Source organism: Pseudomonas sp. IT-P4, from assembly GCF_949767755.1.
Taxonomy (GTDB): domain Bacteria; phylum Pseudomonadota; class Gammaproteobacteria; order Pseudomonadales; family Pseudomonadaceae; genus Aquipseudomonas; species Aquipseudomonas monachiensis.
On sequence record NZ_CATKPX010000101.1, the window covers coordinates 1 to 309 of the forward strand.

Below are 309 nucleotides of genomic sequence, written 5' to 3' on the forward strand. Positions count from 1 at the left end.
GGCACGAACGGGCGGACCATGGTGCAGGCTTCGAGGATCAACTTGCGCGCCTCGATGCCGAACTTCACACAGTCTTCCCACAGGCGCAGGCCGCTGCGACCCGAGTGAATGCGCGCGTTGACATCCAGCGAGGCGAACAGCGGGTAGAAGGGGCTGGTGGACGCCTGGGCCATGAACGCGTTGTTGAGCCGGTGGTGGTTGCAATAGCGCGCCTGGCCTTTGATGTGGCGGTCCTTCTTGTGCACCTGGGAGGCCTGGGAAAAACCGGCCTGCTGCTTGTGCACCGACTGGGTGACGAAGATGCCCGGG

At 64.1% G+C, this 309-nt stretch carries 1 pseudogene; it reads right to left on the reverse strand.

Annotation, left to right across the window (positions count from 1 at the left end):
* Positions 1–309, reverse strand: a pseudogene (locus ACM6IT_RS27980) (ornithine decarboxylase); the annotation flags it as partial.